The organism is Rhodococcus sp. BP-241 (genome assembly GCF_019836145.1).
GTDB lineage: Bacteria > Actinomycetota > Actinomycetes > Mycobacteriales > Mycobacteriaceae > Rhodococcoides.
Map to the genome: position 1 here is coordinate 153,962 of NZ_JABUEI010000008.1, position 21,678 is coordinate 175,639.

A 21,678-nucleotide genomic window follows, 5' to 3' on the forward strand; every position below is an offset into this window, starting at 1 on the left:
GCTGGCAGAATCGACGTGTGAGTACCGACTACCGTTACGACGACCCGTACGTGCCGCAGCCCGATCGTCTCGGCTTCGGCGGCACCGTCGCGCGCTGGCTCCGTCGGCTCGTGGCGGGCGTGGTCCTCGTGGGAGTGCTCCTCGTCGGTGGGACCGCCGTGCGGGTGTGGCAGGTGGCTCGGATCGACGATCACACGCCGTCGGACGCCATCGTCGTGCTCGGCGCGGCCCAGTACGACGGCGTCCCCTCGTCGGTCTTCGAGGCGCGACTCGAACAGGCGTCGGCGCTGTTCTCCAGCGGGGTCGCTCCGCTGATCGTGACGGTCGGTGGCAAGCAGGTGGGCGACAACTACACCGAGGCGGCGTCGGGTCGGAACTACCTGATGGATCAGGGTGTTCCGGGCGAGGACATCGTCGCCGTCGAGGAGGGGTCGGACACCCTGCTCAGCATCGAGGCCGTCGCGGCGGAGTTGCAGTCGCGAGGACTGACCGAGATCACCCTGGTGAGCGATCCGTGGCACTCGCTGCGCACCCGCACCATGGCGCGCGACGCCGGTCTGGACGCGTGGACGTCGCCCACCCGCCAGGGCCCCGCCGTGTTCACCCGCGAGTCGCAGATCCACGGGATCGCCAGGGAGACAGCGGCTCTGCTGTGGTACCAGCTGACGCACTACTCCGCGGACTTCCAGTACACGGCCAGCCAGTGACGCAGTACGACGCGGCGGACCTCGAACGACTGGTGGCGGAGGGGCCGAAGACGGCCGCGCTGGTGCTCACCGAGACACCCGGCGATTCGCGAGGACACTTCGCCCGTGATCGCGCCCGGGTGCTGCACTCGGCCGCGTTGCGACGCCTCGCCGACAAGACTCAGGTCACCGGTCCCCGTGAGGGCGACACGCCCCGCACCCGATTGACGCACTCTCTGGAGGTCGCCCAGATCGGGCGCAGCATCGCCGACGGCATCGGGTGCGACCCCGATCTGGTGGAACTGGCCGGGCTGGCTCACGACATCGGCCACCCGCCCTACGGACACAACGGCGAGCGGGCCCTCGACGAGGTGGCCGAGTCCTGCGGCGGGTTCGAGGGCAACGCTCAGAACCTTCGGATCCTCACGGTGCTGGAACCGAAGGTCCTCACCGAGGACGGCGCCAGCGCCGGGCTGAACCTCACTCGTGCCTCGCTCGATGCCGCGATCAAGTACCCGTGGCTGCGGCCGCGGCCGGGCGCGAAGTTCGGCGCCTACGACGATGACGCCGACACCCTCACCTGGATCCGCGAGGGCGCACCCGAGGGTCGTCAGAGCCTGGAGGCGCAGGCGATGGACTGGGCCGACGACGTCGCGTATTCGGTGCACGACGTGGAGGACGGCATCATCGCCGGGCGCATCGACCTCCGGTCGCTGGCGGACCCCAGCGAGCAGTCGGCCCTCGCCGAGATGTCGGTGAGCGAGTTCCGCGGCTTCGACCGTGACCACATGCGCGAGGCCGCTCAGCGGTTGTCGGAGATGCCGGTGGTCACCGATGCGTCAGGCTACGACGGCACTCTCGTCCGCTCGGTGGCGCTCAAGCGGATGACGAGCGAACTGGTGGGCCGATTCACCACCGCCGCCATCTCCAGCACCCGGGAGGCGGCCGACGGCAGGCCCGTGCGGCGCTACGAGGCGGATCTCTCCGTCCCGTCGCTGGTCCGAGCGGAGGTGGCGTTGCTCAAGACGATGGCGCTGCGTTACGTGATGTCCGACGCCGGGCACCGGCTCCGGCAGGACCGTCAGCGCGATCGCATCCACCGCGTCGCGGCCTGGCTGCTGTACTCGGCACCGACCTCGCTCGATCCGATGTTCGTTCCCGTGTGGAACGCCGCCGCGGACGACTCCCAGCGCATCCGCGTCGTGGTGGATCAGATCGCGTCCTACACGGAGTCGCGGCTCGAACGGGTGGACAAGAGCAGCCTCGGAGCGCAGGCGTCCTGGGGTTAGCGGGTCCGGGTCGGTACGGCGGGGGAGCCGTGTCGGACCCGGCACTAGACTGGGCTCGTGGCCGGCCGGATACCTGAACGCGATGTAGCCGCCATTCGCGAACGCACTCGCATCGAGGACATCGTCGGCGAGTACGTCGCACTGAAGGCTCCGCGAGGCGACTCCATGAGCGGGCTCTGCCCGTTCCACGACGAGAAGAACCCGTCTTTCCACGTCCGGCCGAATCACGGCACCTTCCACTGCTTCGGCTGTGGTGAGGGCGGCGACGTGTACACGTTCCTGCAGAAGATCGAGCACATCACGTTCGTCGAGAGCGTCGAGCAACTCGCGGATCGGCTGAGCTACTCCATCTCGTACGAGGGTGGCGGCACTTCGGTCCAGCGTGATCGTGGGACCCGGTCCCGCCTCGTCGCGGCCAATGCGGCAGCGCAGCAGTTCTACGCCGAGCAACTCGGATCACCCGAGGCGCAGGCGGCCCGGGACTACCTGACGCAGCGCAACTTCGATGCCGCCGCTGCACAGGAGTTCGGGTGCGGGTTCGCCCCGAGTGGGTGGGACACGCTCACCAAGCATCTGCTGAACAAGGGCTTCGAGTTCAAGGAACTCGAGGCGGCCGGGCTGTCCCGCGAGGGCAAGCGGGGTCCGATGGACCGGTTCCACCGTCGATTGCTGTGGCCCATCCGCAACCTGTCCGGTGACGTCATCGGCTTCGGCGCACGCAAGATCTTCGACGACGACACGATGCCGGGAAAGTATGTCAACACTCCGGAGACGTTGCTGTACAAGAAGTCTCAGGTGCTGTTCGGCCTCGACCTGGCGAAGAAGGACATCGCCAAGGGGCATCAGGCCGTCGTCGTCGAGGGCTACACCGACGTCATGGCCATGCACCTGGCGGGAGTCAAGACGGCGGTCGCCTCGTGCGGTACCGCTTTCGGTGACGAGCACCTCGCGCTCCTGCGTCGGCTGCTGATGGACGACAAGTTCTGGCGCGGCGAGATCATCTACACCTTCGACGGGGACTCCGCCGGTCAGGCCGCCGCGATGAAGGCCTTCTCGGGAGACCAGAAGCTCGCCGGCCAGACGTTCATCGCGGTGGCTCCGGACGGGATGGATCCGTGCGACCTGCGCCTCGAGAAGGGGGACGCGGCAGTACGTGATCTCGTCGCGCGTCGTACCCCGCTCTTCGAGTTCGCCATTCGCGGCGCTCTGTCCGAGTGCGATCTCGACACCGCCGAGGGGCAGGTCGAAGCCCTGCGCCGCACCGTGCCGATGGTCGCCCAGATGAAGGACCGTGCGCTCCGCGACAACTACGCGGCTCGGCTCAGCGGCTGGGTGGGCTGGATAGACGAGCGCATGGTGGTCAACCGGGTGCGCGAGGAAGCGGCCAAGATCGCGAAGGGTGGCGCTCCGGCGCCGCTCCGGCGGCCGGTGCGCAGTACCGAGACCGAGAAGGCTGCGCCGGTCGGACCGGCCCATCCGGCGCGCAACGACCCCACGCTGTGGCCGCAGCGCGAAGCCCTCAAGGCCGTCATGCAGCACCCCGGTATCGCCGGGTCCGTGTTCGATTCGCTGCCCCCCGAGACGTTCGGGCACCCGGCGTACGCCGCGGTGTCCGAGGCGGTCCGCGAGGCCGGTGGAACGGCCGCGGGGCTCGGGGGCGGGGAGTGGCTCGACGCCGTCGGCAAGAAGGCGGAGCCGAAGGGATTGCGCTCCCTGGTCACGGAACTGGCCGTCGAGGCCATGCCCATCTCCGACGAGGCGACCCCGCGCTACATCTCGGGGGTGCTCGCGCGTCTGCAGGAGGTGTGGGTCGGCCGGCAGGTCGCGGAACTGAAGTCGAAGCTGCAGCGCATGTCACCCATCGAGAAGCCGGACGACTACAACGCGCTGTTCGGCGACCTCATCGCGCTCGAGCAGTACCGCCGCAGCCTGTTGGAGCAGGCCGTCGGCAGCACCACGGACGCGGAGTTCCCCGCCGTCTAGAGCTTGTCGTGCGGGATGTAGAGCTGAGTGTCGTCGACCTGCTTCATCGGCTCGAGCTTCGGCTGCGTGCTGAGGGTGTCGGCCAACTTCTGGCGTCCGGCCGACACGACCTTCTTCGTCGCGGGGCTCGACGCCACCGCCTTCGTCGCGCGGCTGATCTGTTCGTAGCGCGCACGCCCCGCCTTGGTGCCGAGCACGTATCCGGCAGCGATGCCGGCCAACATTCCCATCATGTGAGCGTGAGTCCTTTCGAGACGTCTGATTCCATCCTGCCCGACGTGACCGGGCACGGCGAACTCCCCGGGGCGGGTGCGGCGAAACGAGAAGAGCCCGTGACCGACGACGGTCACGGGCTCTGCGTGCTCCCCCATCTGGACTTGAACCAGAAACCCTTCGATTAACAGTCGAATGCTCTGCCAATTGAGCTATGGGGGAATGTTCGTGGCTCCGACAGCACCCTCTCGGATGCATCCTCGCCGAGAAGAGACTCTAACCCATGGCACCCGTCGACCACCAAATCGCCTCGTCCTGGCACCACCACACCCGGCCTGGTCAGGGTAACCTAACTCGGAACGACGACCTCGACTGCGGGAGCACCGACGATGACCGACGACACCGAGCCGACCTTCTACTGGGCCGAGGTGGTGGACCGGACGACACTGAGCCCCAACCTCGTTCGCCTCACCTTCGGCGGAGAGGACCTGCGCCGGTACCGCCCGGCCGGTGTGGCCGACGAGTGCGTCGCGCTCTACTTCCCGGCTCCCGGCGACGCTCGGCCGCCGGCCATGCAGTGTGTCGACGGGGTCTGGTGGTACCACGACGACGCCACCCGTCCCGAGGGACGCAACTACACGGTGCGACGGGTGACGGGCGCCGGTGAGCTGGTGATCGACTTCGTCGCCCACGACGGCGGGGTGGCCGCGTCCTGGGCGCTGTCGGCGCGACCGGGCGACGTCGTGGTCGTCACTCCGCCGCGGCACTGGTTCGCGCCGCCGGCGGACACCGCGTGGTTCCTCCTCGCGGCGGATCTCGCCGGGCTTCCGGCGCTGGGCCGAGTGCTCGAGGAGTTGCCCGCGAACACTCGGGCCCATGCGATCGTCGAGGTTCTCGACGAGGCCGACGTGCAGACGTTCGAGTCGGCGGCCGAGGTGACAGTGCAGTGGTGCATCGGGTCCGGTAACGGGCACGGTCCCGGAGTGCTGCCGGACGCGGTGCAGGCGTGGGAGTTCCCGCCGGGCGAGGGTTACGTTTTCTTCGCGGGGGAGGCCGCGGACTCGCGTGCCGTCCGCAAGTACGTGCGCCGCGAGCAGGGTATGGGCGTCGACCGTTTCGACATCATCGGCTACTGGCGCGTGCGAGCCGAGCAGTGGCTCGCGAAGTACACGGCGGTGGAGAAGGAGGTGTCCGCCGTCTACGTGGGCGCGCTTCAGGAGGGCCGTTCGGAGTCCGAGGCGGCTCTGATCTACGACGAAGCGCTGGAGAAGGTGGGTCTCTGACGCACTCCTCGGCGCGCGAACTCCAGGAGCACCGCACCCGAAGCGACCCCCGCCACGATGTCGATCCACATCCGGTCCGACCCGGCGACGGCCAGGACGAAGCCGAGCACCCCGAGAACCGTCAGCACCGCGCCCAGGACGTCGAACAGTCGCAGGTGCCACAGGCGCGCCAGGACGACGAAGTGCACGCCGACCACGACGGCCACCCAGGCGACCCCGGCCTCGGGCAGTCCGAGAGGCCCCGCCACGACGCGGATGCCGGCGAAGAGCAGCACCACCTCGGCGAGCACGATCATGGCGTAACCGCGTCCGAACGGTGTGACACCCGCGGGCACCGTGACCACGGGATTGCGCGCGATCCCCACGAGAACGGTGATCGCGGCCGCCGCAGCGGCCACACAGAACACAAGACGCAGGAGTGTCGGCGACGACGCCGAGTTGACCACCACGAACACGAGTCCGAACACGGCGCCGATGAGGGATCCGAGCTTCTGTGGGGGCAACCGGCGTCGGGTGGTCATGGACTCAGTGTGGACGGTCTCCGGTCCGCGCGGTCACTTTCCGCGGGGGAGGTGCGGTACTGGAGTGGAATACATTGCCCTCCGAATCGTCTTTGGGCTCGCGTGCGATGCCGAAACGCCACATCAACGGCCCGACGAGTCGATCGAAGACCGCCGGGACCAGCGAGTAGCCCGCCGACGCGAACTTGTTGACGAGGCCGAACACCGCATCGGCGTCCCGCTCACGCTGTGGGCGCCGGACGACCGCCGCGACGGCACGGGCGATGACCTCGGGCTCCGCGACGGGGGGAGGCGGCGACCCCGCTCTGCCGACGACGGTGGCGGCCTGCTCGTAGATCGGCGTGTTCACGGCACCGGGTGCGACGGCGCTGACGTGGACGCCGGGATACTGCCGAACCTCCTGCTGGAGAACACGGGTGAGGCCGCGCAGCCCCCATTTGGACGTGACGTAGGTGCCCATCCACGGCACCGCGATACGGCCCAGCAACGAGCCGATGACCACGAGGTGGCCGTGCTCCTGGTCGCGGAACACCGTGAGCGTCGACCGTGCGACGTTCGCGGACCCGAGCAGGTCGACCGACACGGCGTGATCGAACACCTCTGCCGGGGTGTCGAGGAACGTCCCGTAGGACATCACCGCGGCGGAGTGCACGCAGACGTCGAGGCGGCCGAACTGCTCGACGACCTCGGTGACGACCTTGGTCACGTCGTCGCCGCGCACCACGTCGACCGGCTTGACGGCCACCGCGGCGGCGCCGCGTTGCAGGCATTCGTCGGCCACGGCGGCCAGACCGTCACGGCCACGGGCACACACGACGACGGACCAGCCGCGCTCGGCGTAGAGGTGGGCGGTGGCGCGACCGATACCGCTGGACGCGCCGGTGATCAGGATCGTCCCGGCGGATCGACGATCGGTGGGAGAGATGGACTGGGTCATGGATCACCTCGAGTATCGACGCGCTGCCGACGTCGGCGCGCGTCCGGAGAGTCGACGGCCGAGACCGTCGATGGTGACGCCAGTTCTCGACGCCGTCGACGCCGCGGATGTGACCGGCGGCGTCCCAGAGCAGTACCCCGAATTCGGAGTCACGAGCAGGACGAGACCGATCAACGCCGATATTTCTCGCGATACATCGCGTTGTCCGCCCGCCTCATCAGTTCGTCGAGGTCCGGGCCGACGCCGCCGGGGGCGGGGTTCCACACCGCGACCCCCGCACTGACGGAGAGCTGCGCGGCGCCGAGCCCGTCGAGGGCGGTCGCCCCGAGGTCGAGGACCTCCTGTTCGCCGACCCCTGGGAGGACGACCACGAACTCGTCGCCGCCGACGCGGGCGATCAGATCGTCGGAGCGAAAACTTCTGTGGAGAATGCCGGACAGTCGTACCAGCGCCGTGTCGCCCGCGTCGTGGCCGGCTCGGTCGTTGATCTCCTTGAGACCGTCGAGATCGAGATAGAGGACACCGACGGGCACGGCATCACGTTCGCAGTCGGCGAGCGCGGGCGAGGCGCCCCGCGCGAGACCGCGCCGGTTCAGCAGCCCCGTCAGGTCGTCTCGGTGAGACAACGAATCGGCTCGAGCGCGTGCTCGATCCACCGACCTGTAGCGCTCCCACAGCAGACCGATGGTGCGGATCCGCACGTAGTGGATCAACCCCGCCACCAGAACGGTGCGCACGATCGCGGCCGCGAAGGTGCGCACCCCGACGTCTCCGATCCCGTTGACCGAGGCAAGGGCGATCCAGGCCAGTACGCCCCCGGTGACGACGACGACAACGTGCCATCGTCGTTGCAGCAGCGCGGCGGCGGCGACGATGGAGAGCGCGAGTCCGAAGGCGGGGAAACCGGAGTCCGCATCGGCGTTGCCCAGAACGGGACTGGCGATGATCAGGGCTGCGGCGACGAACGTCACGACGTCCGTGTGACGGTAGAACCACACGGCCCGCGGCGTGTGCAGTGCCCAGAACGTCGTGGCCGCGAGCGCGGCGACCAGCAGGTTGTAGGACTGAACCCACCAGTGGACCGCGTAGTCGGGGTCCGTCACCACCCACAGGAACACCGCTCCGTACAGAACGGTGCTCAGCACGCAGATCGCGGCGAGGCCCTGGACGACCACCACGTCCGATCGCACCGGATCGCCGTCGTGGGCGCTGTCGCGCCACTGCCGACGCGCTCGGCGTGCGGACGCCACCAGCGCGCCCGCCCCCGTGTCACTCACTCGCGCAGACCGCCCTCGCTCCGGGCTCCCATGGCCCGTGTCACCACCACGCTACCGGGCGGACGAGTCCTCGCCGTGGGAGAGGCGCAGGGCGCGACCACGTTCGACGTGTTCGCGATCGGTCTCCTCGTTCTTCTCCGAGACGCGCGTGTCGCGCGGTGGAAGCTGCAGATGGTCCTCGGCCTCGATGCCGGCCTGGAGTTGGCGGCCGCGTTCCAGCTCGGAATCGAGTTCCGCCCCGAACAGCAGAGCGAGGTTCGTGATCCAGAGCCACAGCAGGAAGATGATCACGCCGGCCAACGAGCCGTAGGTCTTGTTGTAGCTGCTGAAGTTCGCGACGTAGAAACCGAAGAGCACGGACGCGAGGATCCACACGACGATGGCCATGCCGGCCCCTGTGCTGATCCATCGGAACTTCGGCTGCTGCACGTTGGGTGTGGCGTAGTAGAGGATCGCGACGGCCAGGACGATCAGCGCGAGGACGACGGGCCACCGCGCGATGTTCCACACCGTCAGTGCGGTGTCGCCGGCACCGATCGCGTCACCCACGGCCGTGGCGACGGGACCGCTGACGGCCAGCATGAGTCCCGCCGCGGCGATGCAGATCAGGCCGACCAGAGTGACGACCAGCATGACCGGGCGGAGCTTCCAGATCGGTCGGCCCTCGTCCACCTCGTACATCCGATTCATGGCGCGGCCGAACGCGCCCACGTAGCCGGACGCCGACCAGAGGGCGCCGGCCAGACCGATGATCAGGGCGAGTCCGGCGGTGGGCGCCTGGACGAGCTGCTCGACCGGTCCGCGCAGTGTGTCGACGGCGGACGACGGCCCCAGGTCGGACACGATGTCGAGCACCGCGGTGACGGTGCGCTCGCCCTGCCCGAACACGCCGAGAAGGGACACGACGGCGAGAAGAGCCGGGAACAGCGACAGCACCGCGTAATACGTGAGAGCAGCGGCCAGATCGGTGCACTGGTCCTTGGAGAACTCGCGCGCGGTCTTGCGCAGGACGTAGAAGAACGACGGCTTGGTGAGATCGGTGGGTGAATCGGGCTTCCGAGGATCGTCCGGGTCCGCGTGGGCCGGGTCGTCACCCGTCGTCTGCTCTCGGGTCATGGACTGCGGACTACCCGCACTCACCCGACGCAAACCGCCGCCGGGTCACGCGGACAGCGGCGGGGTCGGGGCGTCCTCCACCTCGTGCACGCCGCGGACGAACTCGGCGAGAGCGTCCTGCGCAGTGTGTCGAGGCGCCCACTCCAGCAGGTCGCGGGCGCGACCGGAGTCCATGATGGGAAGCCGCAGCACCGCGTCGAACAGGCCGGGGTCGGTGGGAACGAGGCGTGCGGTGAACAGAGCATCGAGGGCGAGTCGCACCGCGGACGCGGGCAGAGGGATCAACCGCGCGCGGAGAATTTCCGCGAAGGTGGCCGGGGTGATGACGGGGTCCGCCGCGAGGTTGAACGCGCCCGACACCTCGCGCACCGCCGCCGCGGCGAATGCTCGTCCGACATCGCGGGAGTGCACTCCCTGGAACACCAGATCCGCGATGTCAGGGAAGACCGGGACGAACGCGGGTCGCACCAGCCGGGCCGGGATGAAGGGTCCGCCGAACAGTCGACGCTGTTCCGTGGACGCCGACGCCTCGAAGACGAAGGCCGGGCGCATCCGGACGACCCGGAGGTCGGGATTCCGCGTCTCCACCCGGTCGAGCACACGCTCGAGATACGACTTCTCGCGCGTGTAGGCCGCGCCCTGCCAGCCGTGCGTCGGCCAGTCCTCGGAAACCCGAACGTCTTTCGATCCCGGGGAGTAGGCACCGACCGACGACGCGTGCACCAACGCGCTCACTCCGGCCGCCGCCGCGGCGTCGAAGACCCGCATCGCGCCGACGACGTTGACGTCCCAGGTCTGCACCGGATCGCGCGACGGCTGGAACTGCCACGCCAGGTGTACGACGACGTCGACTCCGTCGAACAGCGGAACCAGGTCGTCCCGTGCGATGTCCGCCTCGACGAACGTCGTCCGTGCGGGAGCCCACGCCGGACGACCGTTCGTCGGCACGGGCGAGCGCCGCGCGATCGCACGGACTGCGGAGACCGCCGGGTCGACGACCAGCGCGTCGACGACCGAGGTCCCGAGGTTTCCCGTCGCTCCGGTCACGGCCACGACGAGCCCACTGCGTTGTTCCGGCATGTCGTGGCGATACCCGTGCGTCGGGGAGCCAAACGGGTACCCCGGCTCCCGCGTCGCCGTTCAGCGCCGTGACTTGACCCGATACATCGCGTTGTCGGCGCGCCTCGTCAGGTCGTCGAGATCCGGCGCGTGTGGTCCCGGACTCCACACTGCCAGTCCGACACTGACGGACACCTCGGTGGTCATCGAGAGATCGCGGATGGACGCGCCCAGATCCAGCGCCACGGTCCGGTCCGTGTCGGGGAGAACCACGACGAATTCGTCACCGCCGACGCGGGCGACGATGTCACTGCCGCGGAACGCGGTCCCCAGCATCTCGGCGAGTCGTACCAGTACGGCATCTCCGGCATCGTGCCCGAGGGTGTCGTTGACATCCTTGAGACCGTCCACGTCGAGGTAGAGAACGCTCACAGGCCGAGACTCTCGTCGACACCGATCGAGTTCGGTCGCCGCACGTCGCTGGAGGCCGCGACGGTTCGCCAGGCCGGTGAGATCGTCGACGTGCGACAGGGAGTCGGCCGCGGCACGTTGCTCGTCGACCATCCGATACTTCTCCCACAGCAGGTCGATGGTCTTCATGCGAAAGTAGTGGATGACCGCGACGACGAGAACGGTTCGCAGCACCGACACCGCGAAGGTCTGCACGCTCACGTCGGTGCCGTGAGCCACCGCCAACGCCGTCCACGCGCACACCGCCAGCGTGGTGAACGTGACGATGTGGGCGCGACGTTGGAGTATTCCGGCGAAGGCCACGATGGCCAGAACGAGTCCGAAGGCCGGGTACGCAGACCCCGCGCTGGCATAGGCGAGGACCGGACTGCCGACGACGAGAATCGCGGCCACCAGGGTTACCGCGTCCGTGTGCCGGTAGAAGATGCCGGCACGCGGGGTGTGCAACGTACACCAGGTGACTGCGGCGGTCACCGTGACCCCGAAGGTGTAGGTCTTCGACCACCAGGAGAACGCGTAGTCGTCGGCCGTCGTCATCCAGACCAGGACAGCGCCGAACAGGAGCGTGCAGAGTGCCGTGATGGTGGCGAGTCCTTCGACGATGACAAGGTCGGAGCGCACCGGATCACCCGCGCGCGCCGTGGATCGCCACACCGTCCGTGAGTGCTGCGCACGGTCCGTCCACGAACCGGCACCGGTGATTCTCGCCATGTAGACCGTCCTCGTGACCAGCCCCCGTCACCCGCTTCCAGGTGAAATGTACTCGACCCGACCCGTTCGTGATCCCGTTCGCGCGACCAGCCGGAACCGGACGTCAGGGAGCGTCGGTGAGGTACCCGCCGCCGCGGGGGAAGTACTCCGCCGCGGGGATCGTGCGGTCGTCGTCCTCCGTGCGCACCGCGTCGATCACGAGCGCTCGGTTTCGGCCGAGGTGGGCGTTCGGGCCGGAGACGATCGCCATGCCGTCACCCTCGTGGATGAAGACGCGACCGGGTGTACCGCCGTAGATGCCCTGCGACACATGCGCTTCGACGATGCGGAGCCGACGGCCACGGTGATGGGTCCACGCGTTGGGGTAGGGGTCGGACTGAGCGCGGACCAGACGGTCGATGTCCTCGGCCGGCCACGTCCAGTCGATACGGCTGTCGATGTCCGCACGCTTGTGGAAGAACGTCCGCTGCGAGAGGTCCTGCGGGGTCCACACCGCGGTACCGCTCTCGATCGCGCCGAGCGCCTCGAGCAGTACCTCGGGAATGAGGTCGATGGTCGCCTGCACCAACTGGGTCGCGGTGTCGCGCGGGCCGATCGGGACGGACCGCTGGATGACGACGTCGCCGGTGTCGAGTTCGTCGTCCATACGGTGCGCGGTCAGGCCGGTCTCGGCCGCGCCGCTGATCAGCGACCAGATCACGGGGGAGAAACCCGTGAACCGGGGCAGCAGTGAGTCGTGCAGGTTGAGGGTGCCGTGCGGCGGCATGTCGTAGATGGACCGGGGCAGCTTGGTGCGCCAGTTGTTCGCGACGATGATGTCCGGCTTCGCCTCCTCCAGTGCGACGCGCAGCGCATCGTCCGGAGTGAGGGCGAGGTGGACCGGCACGTCGTGGGCGCGTGCCAGATCTTCCACGGAATCCGACCAGATCGACTCGTACGAGTGCTCGCTGGGAGGATGGGTGACGGCCAGGACCACCTCGTGATCGGACTCGATGACCGTCCGAAGCGTCGTGTGTCCCCAGGTCTGATAGCCGAACATCGCCACTCGCATGCTGGTTAGCCTAACCTTCCCCGGTTACCTCTCGGCATCAGCCCCTGAGCATCACCGGGACGCCCTGGTAGGGCTGCAGGGTCATCGGGAAACTGCCCAGCTCGTCGACGACGGCGATGTCCTGGTCGGTGAACAGGTCCACCACCGTGGCCCCGCCGGTGAGGTGCTTCGACTGCACCGTCGCGTGGATCTCGTCGCCCGTGAAGTTCAGCACCGTCGCCGAGATGGATCCGTTGCCCAGCTGGTGCACCAGGACGAGCAGTCCCTTGTGCGACACGGACGGGACGTCGAGCTGGGTGGCCGTCGCGATGCCGTACCTCGTCCGCACATCGAGGATGCGGGACAGCTGACGCGCGAACGACGTCGAGTCCTTCATCTGCTCCGGCAACGAGCCGTAGAGACTGCGGCCGCGGGGGATCCCGGACTCCGACCGGGTGGCGTCGGGCGAGGTGTTCATGAGGTCGTGCGCCCCACGGTTGATCCAGCGGGTGTCGCCCTCGCGGATGAGATCGGCGACCTCCTCCGCCGGCACCGGGAGGATGCCGGTGAGGTCCCAGCCGGACAGCGCGAACACGCCCGGTTGCAGCGCGTTGTACATGGCCAGCATGAGATGGGCGCGCTTGACCGTCTCGATGTCGGTGTCGTCCATCCGGTCGAGGTCGCGGATGCCCAACGACGCCGTGATGACCGACGCGGTGGTGCAGGCGATCCCGTTGTTGGTGAACGTGCGGTTGTACGGCGCCCACCGGCCGGTGAGTCGTTCGCACAGTTCGGCGCGGATCTGGTCACCCAGATCGCCGCCCTTGATCACGTCGCCGCCGTACGAGAACTCGTCCTCACGGTGCAGGGTCGCGAAGTGCACCAGCTCGAAGGTCATCTCGTCGTGATTCTGCAGCGCGTGCACCAGCGAGGCGGTGTCCACACCGTGGTCCCGCGCCAGATTCATGGTGAGCCTGAGGAACTCGGTGTTCCCCATGACGAGCGCGTGGTGATAGGCGGGGCGGTTGATGAAGTCGTAGGACAGATCGGCGCCGCTGCTTCCCATCGCCTTGATGTCGTCGATGGTGAGGTTCAGCTCCTGGAAGGTGAAGCCACCCATCTTGCGCACCACACTGGAGATGAGGTGATTGGCGGCCTCCGAGAGCGGGTGGCCCTCGGACCATCCCGGACCCTCGGTCCGGCGCTCGACTCCGAGGAACCCGTTGGCGTCGAGACGCAGTGCGCCGGCGCCGAGGTCCGCGATGGAGTGGCAGGCGTCGCCGATGACGAGGCGCATACCGGCGAACGAGGGATCGAGCCAGTTGATGGAGGGCTGACCCGCCTTGAAGTAGTGCAGGTACACCCAGCGGCGCTCGACCCCGTCGACTCCGCGGATGACCGGCGTGGCACTCCAGTTGGTCTCCTTGACGCCCATCTCGTAGAAGATGACGCGCTGGAGCTGGCCGACGATGTACCCGGCACGAGCGAGATTGGCCTCGGACTCGGCATCGATGTTCACCGAGTCCTGGCCCGCCTTCACGCGGGGGAGCAGGTGCCAGTCCTGCGGTTCGATCTCCACCATGTGGTAGATGCCGGGGTAGTCGGAGACGTTCATCTCCGCCAATCGGAAATCGGCGCCCTTGCCGGTGTGTCCGGGGACGATGTCGTCGATGACGATGCCCTCGTAGGCGGACGCGACGACGCACAGCCGCCGGAACTCCTCCTCGGAGCCGAACGCCGGGTCGATCTGCATGCTGACGCGGTCGAAGTGGCCGTCGACCGACGGTGTGGCATGCCACCCGTGCAGTCCGCCGGCCTCCTTGACGGGGCCGGTGTGCACGGCCGTGATGCCGATGTCCGAGAACACCTGCCACAGAGCCTCGTCGCCGAGCGTGCCGAGAAAGCTCTGTCCTGGAGCCGCGATGAGCGAGATGGGATACGCGGTGAACCACACGGGTGCGCGCTCGACGGCTCCGCGCGGATCCGGCGACGCGTAGGGGTTCTGCCACATGCTGCCCTTGCCGGACAACTGTTCCGCGATCAGCTTGGCATCGTGCAGCATCGACCGGTCGACGAGCCACGACACGTACTCGGGATTGGAGGCGTCGGCGTCACCCTGGGGCAGCGCGCCCGCGGTGCGGTACGCACGACGCACCGACGGCTTCAGTGGGCGAGGCCTGGCCGGGTAGAAACTCTCGTCGTACGTGATCTCGCTGGGTTCGTGCTGAACTTCCGGATCCACTGTTCCTCCGATGTGACGGGACGCGCGGACATCTTCGATGGGAAGCTCCCACAGGCGTGCCTGGTCTGCATGCCGTCCGGGGAACTACCCGAGGGTCGACGAACCGAAACGCCGACCGCACCTCAGACTACGCACGGACCGACGGAGTGTGCCGAACACGCCTCGGTGGATCGGCGGGCGTGTGATCGAATGGTGCAATGGACACGGAAGGGCGGGCCGAAGGTGGCCTGACACCCGAACGACTCGGTGAGATCGTCGGCTCGCTGGGTCGACGCATCGAGGACACGGACGAGCTCGGCGAGTTGCTGCAGCGGTCGGTGGATCTCGCGCACGACGTCATCAGGGGCGCCGACAGTTGCGGCGTGACAATCGATTACGACGGCACCACGTACACGGCGGTCTACACCGACAGCACCACCCTCGCAGTGGACGAGATGCAGTACGAGACCGGCGAGGGTCCGTGCCTCGAGGCGTCCCGTACCGACACCACGATCGTCGTCGACTGCGACAGCACCGAGCAGCGGTGGCCGGAGTTCGCGGCCGCGGCGCGCACCGAGGGTGTGCACTCGTTCCTCGCCTCGCCCATCAGGACTCTCGACGGCGTGATCGGCTCGTTCAACCTGTACGGCTCGTCCGCCGACGCCTTCGACGACATGGACGCCGACATCCTGGACAGCCTCACCACCACGGTGGGACGGGCCATCGGCGAGCATGCTCGCTACACCGACGCCACCACCACGGTGAGCGGACTGCGCGACGCCATGGCGCGACGCGCCCCCATCGAGCAGGCCAAGGGCATTCTGATGGCGATGCGCGGTCTCGACGCGGACGCGGCGTTCGACGTGCTCTCGCGTGAGGCGCAGCGCCGGAACGTGCGAGTTCGCGAGGTGGCCGCCGACTTCGTGCGCGATGCCACCAGGACCGATCCGGCCGGCTGACGGTCAGCCGGCGCGTCGCTCCAGCAGCATCGAGGTGACCTCGTTCGCGCTGGCCGGGTGGGCGAGCCAGAAGCCCTGGGCCAGATCGCAACCACTGTCCCGCAGACGGTCGAACTGGGCCTGTGACTCGACACCCTCGCCGACGACGGCGACGTCGAACGCGTGTGCCAGGGACACGATGGCGGACACGATGGCCTCGGGCTGCTTGCCCGGCATGGCCTGGATGTACGTCTGATCGATCTTGAACGCCTCGATGACGGGATACCGGCTGAGGTAGGTGACGGAGCTGTGGCCGCTGCCCAGATCGTCCAGGAGGATGGACACGCCCATCTCGTGCAGTTCGGTGAGGGCGTCCCGCACCTGCGCCGTGTCCGCGAGCCACACCGTCTCGGTGATCTCCAGGCCGAGTCGGCCCACCGGCAGACCGGAACTGGCGAGGATGCGGGCGACGCTGGCCACGAACTCGGGCTGGCGAAGCTGCAGGGCACTGACGTTGACTCGCACGCCGACGTCCGAGATGGCCTGCCACTCCGTCGCCTGCACGCACGCGGTGTGCAGAGCCCACAGGCCGAGGGTGTTGATCTGGCCCGTGCGCTCGGCGATCCGGACGAAGGTCTCCGGGCTCACCGAGCCGAGGGTGGGGTGCTGCCACCGCGCGAGTGCCTCCACGGCGGTGATGCGGCCGGTCGCGATGTCGAAGATGGGCTGGTACGCGAGCGTCAGGATCTGGCTGTCGAGAGCCGACCGGAGATCGGCCGACAGAGCCAACTGGTTGCGGCGGTGCTCTCGATCGTCGGTGTCGAACACCGCGACGTTCCCGCGACCGGTGTCCTTCGCGCGATACATCGCCACGTCGGCGCGGCGGATGAGCTCGTTGCCGGGCACGGTGTCGTCCGCCAACGCGACGCCGATGCTCGCGGTGATGCGCAGTTCGTTGCCGTCGACGACGATGGCCGCCCGCACGGCGTCCGCGTAGGCCTGCGCCACGGCGATCGACTCCTCCGGACCGGAGAGGTTCTCGCAGACCGCCACGAACTCGTCGCCGCCCAGGCGAGCCACGGTGTCGCCGGGGCGCGATGCCCGGGTGAGGCGGTTGCCGATGGACACCAGAGCCGAGTCGCCCGCCTCGTGCCCCAGCCCGTCGTTGATGGACTTGAAGTCGTCGAGGTCGATGAGCATGACGGCCGTCGTGGTGGCCTTCGCGACGCCCCGCTCGACGGCGGACTCGATGCGGTCGTACGCCAGTGCGCGATTGGGGAGCCCCGTCAGCGGGTCCCGGAGGCTGCGGTAGCGCAGTTCGCTCTCGACACCGACACGATGCACGGCTGCGGACACGACGTCGGACACCGTGTCGAGGGCGCCGGTGTCGAGCATCGGATTGTCCGGGACCAGAATCGGCGGCCCCGCCGTCGTGATGTCGATGATCGGCACGGACGACCCGGTGGCGGACGAGAGATAGCGCGAGTCGACCCCGAGGACGGTCAACACTCCCCACGGCTGGCCGGTGCCGTCGATCGGCACGGCGACCGCGTTGTCGACACCACCCGCGACGAGGGCGGCGACGTCGAACCTGGACTCGTGCGCGTCCCCGGACCACACGATCCGGGTGGCCGATCGGCTGGCGAACGCGGTGATCGAGGAGGGCCCGGTGGCGCACAGATCGTGCGGTGCGTCGTCCCCCGTGGCGGCGACGATCTCGAGAGTGGCAGGCAGGTCGTGCGCGCGGGTGATGACGGCGCACCGCGCCCCGTACAGCGTCACGACGGCGTCGGTGGCCGCCGACAGAAGGTCGTCGAGCCGGCCGCGCAGAGCGAGCCTGCTCAGCTCGGCGACGACCCGCTGCTCGGACGCCCGGAAGGTGGACGCGTCCAGAGCCTTCTGCAGGAGATGGTCGTCGGCATTCTGTGCAGAGGCGTCGCGATGGATCGAGACGACCAGGGACGAGTCGTCGTCGTGGCCGCGTACGGCGAATGCTGAGGTGGACACCGCGAGCCTTTCTCCTGTGAGGTGATGCACCAGTTCTGTTCGGCCGAGCCAAGTTCCGTGGAGCTGGACAGCCGAGAGGATGTCCGTGAGCGTCGTGGGGGGGGTGGGGACGACGACGGCGTCCACGGTCGGTTCGTCCGGCGGCCCGTGCTCACCGCCGTCGAGTCCGAGAGTCCTCGACGCCTCGGGATTCGCGTGGACGATCCGGCCGTCGGACGTGGACACGAGCACCACGTCGGGGGAATGGTCGAACACCGTCGCGAGACCGAGTCGCGAGGACATGAAGGCCTCCGACAGCGTCGGGCGCGGGTCTGATCCATCCTCGTCGGGCATCATCGTCGTTCCTCACGGCTCTGCCGTCGGTCCTGCCTCTCTCGTCACCGTTCGGAGTCGACGAACAGACGGGTAGCCGGGTCGATCGCTTCGAAACAAACCTAGAGTTCAAAATATAGCAGACGAACAGCCGAAACGACGGTGTGTGCGTGTCGGGACAACGGTGTCCCGGCGAGGGGGACGTCCTGGCCTGACGACCGAGGTGCGGGAAGGCGAAGGGTCCGAGTGGGGCGGGCGGGGCTCGAACCCGCGACCAATGGACTTTCGGTCCAGGCGTCTCGCTCAGTCTCTCTAGTTCCGGTTCTGCGTTGTGGTCAGCACGTATGACCATGGTTAGACACTGGGTGTGTCTAGCTTCGTCTCGATGCATCTCGGTCATAAACGATGAGAAAACGGTGACCTGTCCGCGGGTTCAGAGTGGGCTTCGCGCGCGCGTGTGCGAGATAGTAACCGGGTACGCGTCAGCCCCGCCCCCGTCGGACATGTACCAAGGTCGGACTGACGCCGGCCGCCTGCGCGGCCCGAGTTGCAACGAACGCTTCGACATCCGACTCCCGCCAGAGCAGGCGCGAGTTGACACCGGTGCCAGTCTTGAAGCCAAGAGAGAACAACGGGTGGTGGCCGTACTTTGCTATCGCGGCGTTGGTGCGGAGGTTCCGAATTCGGCCGACGCTCAGGCCAGTGCGGACGGCTACAGCTTCGATATTAATGAGGTTGTCCATGCGGCTAGGACGCTACGCCTCGTAGGTTGTCGTGATGACGGAGTCCACGAAGATGACCGGGGTCGATCGTGCATCACCCTGGATGACAGTTCCTGAGGTTTGTGAGTACGGGCGCACAAACCGGTCTGCTGTCTACCGCGCCCTACAGGTGGGTGAGTTGCGCGGCCATCAGCATGTAGCCCCTCGCGGTACGTGGCGTGTCCATCGCGACGACGTGGACCTGTGGCTGCGTGGCGAGATCGCCGGCGCACCGGTCTCGTCGATCCGGCCGCACGGGCGAAAGTGAACTCCCTGAACGGCCATGTTGTCGACGCCAACCATATGGTCGCCAACCACGGTCATGACGACCTTGGTTGCTTCGGATGGCATGTCGTATGACTTGTTGGCGCCGACAAGCTGGTTGACCTGGGCGTTCGCACACGCGTTCGAAGATTGCTACCGTCTTCTGGCGGGCCGGGTGGAGGCTTCGGTCTCGGGAAGCACTCGGCCCGCGTCATTCTCCTAAACGCTGCCACCAGTCGGACGGATAAAGCAGACTCACCGGCATGGCCAAATACTTCCAGTGGGTTGGCGGGACCGTCCGACTCCAGCCTGATGCCGATGTCGACAAACTGCGGCGAGACCTAGACAACTCGGACACCCCTGACGTTGACAACCACTACCCCGTGCAGATTGCAGGTGTGGACAAGGAAGACCCCTTGGGCAACGTCTGGCTGACTGTGCATCCGTGGGCGCTGGACTGGTACCTCGTCCTGGATGGCCCTGATGCCGGCGAGGGTGCACCAGAGCCGTCCTAAGCGGCGCTATGAGCGGGTCGCGGTGACCGCTCCCGTCAGACCTCGGCGGTTAACGTCTGTTCGTGCTCGGAACGAGGTGGCCGCACGCTCAGTTCATTTTCCAATTCTTGATTTCGCGCCACCAGGGCCGCGATGTCCGTGTTCGCTGATGCCAACGCCAACCCTGCTTCGTTCAGCAGATACACCAAACCGTCCGCGTTCATGGAATTGCCTCCCAATAGAAGTCAACGTTGTTCGAGCCTGCGGCAGGGGCCGTGGCAAAGGTGACCGTCACCTGGGTTGATGTGATCTGAGATACCCAGTGTGGGGCGGCGGCCGCGGCGGATCGGGGAGTCAAGATCACGGTGGTGGGCGTTGCGATAGACATATTGTGTGGGAATGAAAAGGCAGTCATCGCTCCGTTTCCTGAGAATGCGTTGGACCCACGACGCAATCCGTGACTGATAGCTTGCCAATTCACACCGTCGCTGACATAGAAGCTTCGACCTGTCGCGGCGTCGCTTTGTACAGCTATCGCTCCTCGGCCAGCGGACACTGGGTCCGGCATGGACGGCCCGTCCAAGAACACTCCGACGCGCACCGCGGACCCTGGCGCCTCCAACACCTTGGGAGCGCGGCGCCCCAGAAACACGTCAGGTGAAGCGCTACCGGACCCCCATTGAATCTGCCCGCTGCTAGTGAAGGCGCTGCGAGGCTGTGTGTCCGCGTCGACTTGAATTCCGAGCGCAATGTCAGTGGTCGCGGCTCGCCGGATGTCGACCCTGTCGTCTGCAATTATGGCGCGCGAGTAAGACCCAGTGGTGCCGTCGTGTTCGCCTCGGCCGACCCTGATCCCCGCCCACCGACGGGGTGTTGCGTGGGTCGAAGACTGGTCCCCCAATTCCTCAGTAGCCCCGTAGACGTTGACCCCGAAGTAAGTGTCGAGTTTTGCATTCGAGCCTGCGCAGAGTTCGGGAGGAACCACGGCGACTCCGATGCCAGACTGTAGAACGCCACTGGTACCTCCGTCGACCTGAACTGATGCTGCGACCGCAGCACCCCATGGAAGTTGCGCGCTGGACCTGTGGCGGATCAACCCTTGAACGCCCATCAGTCGATGGGCCGTAGATCCATCCACCGCGCCGGATTCGAGTCCGGTGCTTGTCCCTACCTCGCCTTCGATGGCTATCAGGTGGGTGGCGTTTGTGCCGTCCTTCTTGGATTGCACGAGGAAAGTCGACCCTGCTGTCGGCTGTTCACGGCGGCTGAATACGTAGCCCAACCGCCGATCCGAATCGAGATTGGTACCGGGGCGGTTCGACACGACGAACCCCTGCTGCTCGGTAGGCGTATCAGCCGAAATTAGGATGCCTGATCGGAAGGTCTTGATCCCCCGCACCGTCGAGTCGCCATCGGACGGCACGGTCCCGTCGATCGGGGCATAGTTATTTTCTGCGTCCGCTATGGACAGCTTCGTGTCGACGACCTCCGACAGCCCGGCCGCAGCTTCTACCGACACGGCACCGATCGCCTCACGGGCGGCAGTAGCGTTCTGGGCCTTCACAATCAGCTTGCCGACGTCGGTGGCGTCCGTCAGATCCTCGACGGTGGATGCACCGCCGCCTCCGAGTCCAGCATCGACAAGGTCTTCGACACTGATCTCGCCGGTCTTGCCGGCCACCGACGTCACCCGAGCAACAGGTGCCGTCACAGGCAGAGAGATGGACCCGCCAGGGATGAGGTCGAAGTCCACCACCTCCTGCCCCATCGGGAGCTGAAAGTTCTTCTTGAACTCCTTGGTCTCGCCGTTAGCGCCGCGGAAGCGGCCTGACGCTATGTATGCCCACCCCGTGAACGAATCCCCGGCGGCGTTGCGGAAACCCGGCTGGTCCGTGTACGGCAACGTGATCGAACCGGGAGCACCCTCCTCCACGGTGATCGTCTCCGTGAAGTCCAGGATCTGGATGCCGGTGGCGGCGTGGACGAGGTCGTGGGTGGGTTTGATGGTGAACGTCAGCGATGTCGGGCGGCCACCGATCAATGACACAGCCTGGCCGAAGGTTATTGTCCCCGTCAGTATTTCGGAGGGTAATGCCATTGTTGGT

General features: G+C 67.3%; 19 protein-coding genes and 1 tRNA gene. 7 read left to right on the forward strand and 13 right to left on the reverse strand.

Annotation, left to right across the window (positions count from 1 at the left end; genetic code table 11):
• Nucleotides 1-17 precede the first annotated feature (17 nt).
• The 3 genes from HQ308_RS16745 to dnaG are packed head-to-tail and all read left to right on the forward strand — an operon-like array spanning nucleotide 18 to nucleotide 3,958.
• Nucleotides 18-707: a YdcF family protein gene (locus HQ308_RS16745; protein ID WP_222647241.1), complete on the forward strand. Its 690-nt coding sequence runs from the start codon at nucleotides 18-20 to the stop codon at nucleotides 705-707.
• The gene (locus HQ308_RS16750; RefSeq protein ID WP_027505739.1) at nucleotides 704-1,975 is read left to right on the forward strand and encodes a deoxyguanosinetriphosphate triphosphohydrolase; all 1,272 of its coding nucleotides are present in this window, start codon (nucleotides 704-706) and stop codon (nucleotides 1,973-1,975) included. Before HQ308_RS16745 ends, HQ308_RS16750 begins: the two co-directional genes overlap by 4 nt.
• Before the next feature lie 57 nt (nucleotides 1,976-2,032).
• Nucleotides 2,033-3,958 carry a DNA primase gene (dnaG, locus tag HQ308_RS16755; RefSeq protein ID WP_056445766.1) on the forward strand — a complete coding sequence of 642 codons (1,926 nt, stop codon included), beginning with the start codon at nucleotides 2,033-2,035 and terminating at the stop codon, nucleotides 3,956-3,958.
• Here dnaG and HQ308_RS16760 read toward each other — a convergent pair.
• Entirely contained in the window at nucleotides 3,955-4,191 is a 237-nt protein-coding gene (locus HQ308_RS16760; RefSeq protein ID WP_027505741.1) for a hypothetical protein, read from the reverse strand. The two genes, dnaG and HQ308_RS16760, sit on opposite strands and share 4 nt — an antisense overlap.
• 129 nt (nucleotides 4,192-4,320) lie before the next feature.
• A tRNA-Asn gene (locus HQ308_RS16765) sits at nucleotides 4,321-4,393 on the reverse strand.
• Nucleotides 4,394-4,560: 167 nt separating this feature from the next.
• On the opposite strand from HQ308_RS16765, the gene HQ308_RS16770 reads away from it, so the two are divergent.
• On the forward strand, nucleotides 4,561-5,454 hold the full coding sequence (locus tag HQ308_RS16770) for a siderophore-interacting protein (RefSeq protein ID WP_222647243.1): 894 nt from the start codon (nucleotides 4,561-4,563) through the stop codon (nucleotides 5,452-5,454).
• On the opposite strand, the gene HQ308_RS16775 is transcribed toward HQ308_RS16770, so the two are convergent.
• The 8 genes from HQ308_RS16775 to treS form a co-directional block, all read right to left on the reverse strand.
• On the reverse strand, nucleotides 5,421-5,975 hold the full coding sequence (locus tag HQ308_RS16775) for a hypothetical protein (RefSeq protein WP_222647245.1): 555 nt from the start codon (nucleotides 5,973-5,975) through the stop codon (nucleotides 5,421-5,423). The two genes, HQ308_RS16770 and HQ308_RS16775, sit on opposite strands and share 34 nt — an antisense overlap.
• Nucleotides 5,976-5,979: 4 nt before the next feature.
• Complete coding sequence (locus tag HQ308_RS16780; protein ID WP_222647247.1) at nucleotides 5,980-6,912, reverse strand: SDR family oxidoreductase; 933 nt, start codon at nucleotides 6,910-6,912, stop codon at nucleotides 5,980-5,982.
• A gap of 170 nt (nucleotides 6,913-7,082) precedes the next feature.
• Nucleotides 7,083-8,189 carry a diguanylate cyclase gene (locus HQ308_RS22995; protein ID WP_056445761.1) on the reverse strand — a complete coding sequence of 369 codons (1,107 nt, stop codon included), beginning with the start codon at nucleotides 8,187-8,189 and terminating at the stop codon, nucleotides 7,083-7,085.
• 51 nt (nucleotides 8,190-8,240) lie between these two features.
• Nucleotides 8,241-9,305 carry a YihY/virulence factor BrkB family protein gene (locus HQ308_RS16790; protein ID WP_056445758.1) on the reverse strand — a complete coding sequence of 355 codons (1,065 nt, stop codon included), beginning with the start codon at nucleotides 9,303-9,305 and terminating at the stop codon, nucleotides 8,241-8,243.
• Between the two features lie 45 nt (nucleotides 9,306-9,350).
• Nucleotides 9,351-10,385 carry an NAD-dependent epimerase/dehydratase family protein gene (locus HQ308_RS16795; protein WP_222647249.1) on the reverse strand — a complete coding sequence of 345 codons (1,035 nt, stop codon included), beginning with the start codon at nucleotides 10,383-10,385 and terminating at the stop codon, nucleotides 9,351-9,353.
• A 60-nt stretch (nucleotides 10,386-10,445) separates the two neighbouring features.
• A complete protein-coding gene (locus HQ308_RS16800) occupies nucleotides 10,446-11,546 on the reverse strand; it encodes a diguanylate cyclase (RefSeq protein WP_222647251.1) in 1,101 nt (366 codons plus the stop codon).
• 103 nt (nucleotides 11,547-11,649) lie between these two features.
• A complete protein-coding gene (locus HQ308_RS16805; RefSeq protein ID WP_056445750.1) occupies nucleotides 11,650-12,597 on the reverse strand; it encodes a methionyl-tRNA formyltransferase in 948 nt (315 codons plus the stop codon).
• 37 nt (nucleotides 12,598-12,634) lie between these two features.
• Nucleotides 12,635-14,818, reverse strand: coding sequence for a maltose alpha-D-glucosyltransferase (gene treS, locus HQ308_RS16810; protein WP_027505747.1), 2,184 nt, complete (start codon nucleotides 14,816-14,818; stop codon nucleotides 12,635-12,637).
• A 197-nt stretch (nucleotides 14,819-15,015) separates the two neighbouring features.
• Here treS and HQ308_RS16815 point away from each other — a divergent pair, with 197 nt between their 5' ends.
• On the forward strand, nucleotides 15,016-15,756 hold the full coding sequence (locus tag HQ308_RS16815) for a GAF and ANTAR domain-containing protein (RefSeq protein ID WP_056445747.1): 741 nt from the start codon (nucleotides 15,016-15,018) through the stop codon (nucleotides 15,754-15,756).
• 3 nt (nucleotides 15,757-15,759) lie between these two features.
• On the opposite strand, the gene HQ308_RS16820 is transcribed toward HQ308_RS16815, so the two are convergent.
• Nucleotides 15,760-18,078 (reverse strand): EAL domain-containing protein, encoded by a 2,319-nt coding sequence (locus HQ308_RS16820; RefSeq protein ID WP_222647253.1) that lies wholly within the window; start codon nucleotides 18,076-18,078, stop codon nucleotides 15,760-15,762.
• A gap of 801 nt (nucleotides 18,079-18,879) precedes the next feature.
• Here HQ308_RS16820 and HQ308_RS16825 point away from each other — a divergent pair.
• Together HQ308_RS16825 and HQ308_RS16830 are read left to right on the forward strand one after the other, a co-directional pair.
• Nucleotides 18,880-19,083: an excisionase family DNA-binding protein gene (locus HQ308_RS16825; RefSeq protein WP_261776240.1), complete on the forward strand. Its 204-nt coding sequence runs from the start codon at nucleotides 18,880-18,882 to the stop codon at nucleotides 19,081-19,083.
• A gap of 259 nt (nucleotides 19,084-19,342) precedes the next feature.
• Entirely contained in the window at nucleotides 19,343-19,594 is a 252-nt protein-coding gene (locus HQ308_RS16830) for a hypothetical protein (protein ID WP_222647255.1), read from the forward strand.
• 35 nt (nucleotides 19,595-19,629) lie between these two features.
• On the opposite strand, the gene HQ308_RS16835 is transcribed toward HQ308_RS16830, so the two are convergent.
• Together HQ308_RS16835 and HQ308_RS16840 are read right to left on the reverse strand one after the other, a co-directional pair.
• Entirely contained in the window at nucleotides 19,630-19,797 is a 168-nt protein-coding gene (locus HQ308_RS16835) for a hypothetical protein (RefSeq protein WP_222647257.1), read from the reverse strand.
• Entirely contained in the window at nucleotides 19,794-21,671 is a 1,878-nt protein-coding gene (locus HQ308_RS16840; RefSeq protein ID WP_222647259.1) for a hypothetical protein, read from the reverse strand. The genes HQ308_RS16835 and HQ308_RS16840 overlap by 4 nt, the downstream gene beginning before the upstream one ends.
• Between the last annotated feature and the right edge of the window lie 7 nt (nucleotides 21,672-21,678).

Coding starts and splice junctions, on each gene's coding strand:
- HQ308_RS16830 (WP_222647255.1), top strand. CDS start 19,343: ATGGCCAAATACTTCCAGTGGGTTGGCGGGACCGTCCGACTCCAGCCT.
- HQ308_RS16815 (WP_056445747.1), top strand. CDS start 15,016: ATGGACACGGAAGGGCGGGCCGAAGGTGGCCTGACACCCGAACGACTC.
- HQ308_RS16780 (WP_222647247.1), bottom strand. CDS start 6,912: ATGACCCAGTCCATCTCTCCCACCGATCGTCGATCCGCCGGGACGATC.
- HQ308_RS16840 (WP_222647259.1), bottom strand. CDS start 21,671: ATGGCATTACCCTCCGAAATACTGACGGGGACAATAACCTTCGGCCAG.
- HQ308_RS16770 (WP_222647243.1), top strand. CDS start 4,561: ATGACCGACGACACCGAGCCGACCTTCTACTGGGCCGAGGTGGTGGAC.
- HQ308_RS16825 (WP_261776240.1), top strand. CDS start 18,880: ATGACAGTTCCTGAGGTTTGTGAGTACGGGCGCACAAACCGGTCTGCT.
- HQ308_RS16820 (WP_222647253.1), bottom strand. CDS start 18,078: ATGATGCCCGACGAGGATGGATCAGACCCGCGCCCGACGCTGTCGGAG.
- HQ308_RS16805 (WP_056445750.1), bottom strand. CDS start 12,597: ATGCGAGTGGCGATGTTCGGCTATCAGACCTGGGGACACACGACGCTT.
- HQ308_RS16760 (WP_027505741.1), bottom strand. CDS start 4,191: ATGATGGGAATGTTGGCCGGCATCGCTGCCGGATACGTGCTCGGCACC.
- HQ308_RS16800 (WP_222647251.1), bottom strand. CDS start 11,546: ATGGCGAGAATCACCGGTGCCGGTTCGTGGACGGACCGTGCGCAGCAC.
- HQ308_RS16790 (WP_056445758.1), bottom strand. CDS start 9,305: ATGACCCGAGAGCAGACGACGGGTGACGACCCGGCCCACGCGGACCCG.
- HQ308_RS16795 (WP_222647249.1), bottom strand. CDS start 10,385: ATGCCGGAACAACGCAGTGGGCTCGTCGTGGCCGTGACCGGAGCGACG.
- HQ308_RS16835 (WP_222647257.1), bottom strand. CDS start 19,797: ATGAACGCGGACGGTTTGGTGTATCTGCTGAACGAAGCAGGGTTGGCG.
- HQ308_RS16775 (WP_222647245.1), bottom strand. CDS start 5,975: ATGACCACCCGACGCCGGTTGCCCCCACAGAAGCTCGGATCCCTCATC.